The sequence below is a fragment of the Sulfuricurvum sp. genome, assembly GCF_019163035.1.
GTDB lineage: Bacteria > Campylobacterota > Campylobacteria > Campylobacterales > Sulfurimonadaceae > Sulfuricurvum.
Genome location: NZ_JAFLKV010000012.1, coordinates 1 through 3,789 on the forward strand (window position 1 = coordinate 1; position 3,789 = coordinate 3,789).

The following is a 3,789-nucleotide window of genomic DNA, read 5'->3' on the forward strand; positions in this document are numbered from 1 at the left end:
TGCATTGCAGAAAGTGCAAAAAGGATACGGCAATATTAGCAACAAATTTGGACATGAACTTATTCGTATCGATGCTGAGAAAAAAATAGCAACTTTCCATCATAAATATCAGGTACAGGGTGAGTTTGACAAAGAGTATAACGAATATGAGATGATCGATAAAGAAGAAGATGTAGATATGGAATACGATTTTATCCATATTACTCCTCCCACAGCAGCGGTTGATGCCGTAGCTAACTCGATGCTCGGATGGCAAAAAGGGACAGCTAAGGGATGGTTAGAAGTGGATCGTGAGACATTACAGCATCGTCGTTATAAAAATGTATTCGGAATCGGAGACGTGTGTGGTATCCCGATTGGGAAAACAGGAGGAAGTGCGCGCCATCAAGGTCCTATCGTCGTCGGAAATTTGATCTCAGTGATGGAGAAAAAAGAACCGGCATTGAAATTTGACGGTTATACGGTTTGTCCACTTAAAGTGTCGTACGGTGAAATTATTATGGCAGAGTTCAATTATGATGGGTTAGCACCGTCGTTCCCACTTGATCCGGCGCAGCCGAGATGGGTTTGGTGGGCGTTTGATTTGTATATGCTTCAGCCAATGTACCGTTATTTAATGTTGAATGGCCTAATGTAAGTTTTTGTTAAGTTTTGCCTCTATGGACGCTATGAGCTGAGATCATCGGGAGTAATCCCGTAAGATTTGATTAATATTGCCGCTCCGTTTATATCGCCACTCTCTAGCTTGAGGGTGGCAGCGTAAATTCTTCCCAACATACCCGTATGGGTCACTATCGCATCTTCGATTTCTTGTGATGGAAAAAGATTATGAAGTAGCACTTCCATAGGAATATTCATAAGCCCTTCCAATAATGAGAGCATTGCGATTAAATGGATGTCTTCCAACTGCTTTTCGGTAAAATCGGGAGTGATTTTTTTAAGTAATAAACTCATCGTATCGATTCTGCTTTGGGCAAAAACGGCATGGGAATTTTTCTCATTTATTGCTTTTGTTCCTGATCGGGAGTAGATGAGCAACAATAACCACTGCATGAGGGCACTTTTTCCAAAACGCTCTATCATCTCTCGAATGGAGCTTATCCCCTCAATGTACTCCGGATGTACGGAACGGAGAAACTGAAAAAGTTGAAGGGAGAGAATACCTTGGTCTCTAAATGCATCACATATCTCCTCAATGGTTACATCTTGCTGTAAAAGAGAGAAAATACTCATAACATCCACATACTGAGGATCAATCCGTCGCTCGGTTATTACATGGGCATGGGCGAAATAGAACCCTTGAAAATACTCAAACCCCAGCGCTGCATATGCCTCTTCCATTTCATAAAATTCTACCTTTTGGGCGATGAGTTTCATTTGTCCATACGGATTGGGTAATAGTTGAAATTGTTCAATGTCCGTTTGGTTGACGTCAAACTTGGCAAATTCAATAAAAGGAAAGATGGGGGCAAACGTTTCGAAATAGTCAGGATGAAAGGAGGCATTATCCAACGCAAAACGGTATCCAAGTGAGTGATAATAACGGATAGCATCCTGAACTCGGGCATTTGGTTTCATCTTTTCGGAGAGTTCAAACACAAATTTATCTTTGGGGAGGGTACGAAGTATATTGGTAAGGAGGAGGGGACCGTCAGTATTGATAAATGCTAGCGTTTCCCCAAATGAGGATGCAGATCCGATTTGATTGAGGAGATTGACCAATACCGATGCGGTAGCATGCCTTGGATCATCGATAATACACTCTCCATACCTATTACGATAAAAGAACTCATAACCGATAATATTGTCTGAGCCGTCTAAAATAGGTTGACGTCCAAGATGAAGATTATTGTGCATCATTGTTACTTTTTATTTAATATCTAAAGTGTAGCATAATTTGAGTATTATTTCAAAAAATATAACTTTATGGAACTAGAATGCAAGAGCATAAAACGATTTATTTTAGAGATTATACACCAAGTCCCTATATTGTTGAAACCTGTACATTAGAATTTATTATTGAAGAATCTTCCACGCGAGTGGAAAATATTATGGAAATAAAGCGGCAAGACCATAATGCTAAAGAGCTGCGACTCGATGGCGAGTTGTTTGATCTGGAGCTGATCTGGGCAGATGATGCACTGCTGGATGAGACCATGTATCGGCTCGAAGAGAATGCTCTCTATCTTCCGATGGATCGTGACCATGTCCGTATCCGCGTTATCAATCGCATCTATCCCGATGAGAATACAGCGCTTGAGGGGCTCTATCGTTCCGGCGGTATTTGGTGCACCCAAAATGAGCCTGAGGGATTCCGTCGTATCACCTATTTTATCGACCGTCCCGATATCATGACCCGTTTTACGACGAAAATTATCGCAAATAAAGAAAAATGTCCGATACTCCTTAGTAATGGTAATCTTCGTGGAACTGCGACATTGGAGAATGGGAAACACATGGCGTTATGGGAAGACCCGATCCCAAAACCCTCGTATCTATTTGCTTTGGTGGCAGGAGATTTGGGATCGATTACCGACACTTATACCACGATGAGCGGCAAAAAGGTTGATTTGGCAATCTATTGTGACAAAGGGAATGAAGACAAATGTCATCATGCGATGCGTTCACTCAAAAAATCGATGGAGTGGGATGAATACACCTATGGACGTGAATACGATCTGGAAGTGTACAACATCGTTGCGGTGGATAGTTTTAACATGGGGGCGATGGAGAACAAAGGGCTTAATGTGTTTAATTCACACTATGTTCTCGCCGATGAAGACAGTGCCACCGATGCCGATTTTATGGGGATCGAGTCTGTTATCGCTCATGAGTATTTTCATAACTGGACGGGGAACCGTATCACCTGCCGAAACTGGTTTGAACTGACCCTCAAAGAGGGATTGACCGTCTTTAGAGATCAAACATTCAGTGCCGACATGAACTCGGCGCTAACCCAGCGTCTGGATGATGTGAGAGCATTGCGTGAGCGCCAGTTTGTCGAAGATGCGGGACCGACTGCTCATCCGATCAAACCTGATTCTTATATGGAGATCAACAACTTCTACACCGCTACCGTCTATGAAAAAGGTGCCGAAGTGATTCGGATGATGCACACGGTACTTGGGGGTGAGAAATTCCGCGCCGCTATGGATTATTATTTTGCTCATTTTGATGGACAAGCGGTGGGGACGGAAGAGTTTTTGGAGTCGATGCAATCCCAAAGCCCCGTTGATCTGAGCCAGTTCAAACGGTGGTATTCCCAAGAGCGGACACCGACCCTCACTGTTTCGAGCGAGTATCGTCCCGATACTGCAGAGTGTGTGGTCACCATCCTCCAAAATATCCCGAAAAACACGCACCATCAAGAACAGCTCCCCTATGCAATGCCGTTTCGAATGGCATTGTTAGCGGACGATGGAAGCGAATACCCTCTTGTAAGTGAGCGCGTAACGTTACTGCATAACGATGTATTGTGGATAGAGAACGGTGTCAGCGAGATCCTTTTCAAAGAGATCCCGACCAAGCCGCGTCTATCGCTCAATCGAGGATTCAGCGCTCCGATCATTGTTCAATGCGACGAACTCGATTTCCCGTTTTTAATGGCACATGAGCGCGATGGGTTTGTCCGTTATGAGGCGGTGCACCAATTCGGGATTGAGACATTGGAAACGATGATGGGTGGCGCAGAGGTGAATGAGCGCTATATCGAGAGCTACGGGGCGATTTTAGCCGATAGTTCTATTGAAGAGATGTTCAAATCGCAGATTTTGGAACTGCCGAGCATGA

Annotated in this window: 3 protein-coding genes; 2 read left to right on the top strand and 1 reads right to left on the bottom strand. The window is 43.7% G+C overall.

Annotation, left to right across the window (positions count from 1 at the left end; translation table 11 throughout):
* The coding region (locus tag JZU62_RS01145; RefSeq protein WP_295011104.1) for an FAD/NAD(P)-binding oxidoreductase at nucleotides 1-637 on the top strand (637 nt) is incomplete at its 5' end.
* A 29-nt stretch (nucleotides 638-666) separates the two neighbouring features.
* On the opposite strand, the gene JZU62_RS01150 is transcribed toward JZU62_RS01145, so the two are convergent.
* Nucleotides 667-1,860 (bottom strand): hypothetical protein, encoded by a 1,194-nt coding sequence (locus JZU62_RS01150; protein ID WP_295011106.1) that lies wholly within the window; start codon nucleotides 1,858-1,860, stop codon nucleotides 667-669.
* A gap of 77 nt (nucleotides 1,861-1,937) precedes the next feature.
* Between JZU62_RS01150 and pepN the strand changes: the two genes are divergently transcribed.
* On the top strand, nucleotides 1,938-3,789 hold a 1,852-nt coding region (pepN, locus tag JZU62_RS01155), incomplete at its 3' end, for an aminopeptidase N (RefSeq protein ID WP_295011108.1).

Excerpts from the sequence above, each read along its gene's own strand:
- JZU62_RS01150 (WP_295011106.1), bottom strand. The coding sequence starts at position 1,860 with ATGATGCACAATAATCTTCATCTTGGACGTCAACCTATTTTAGACGGC.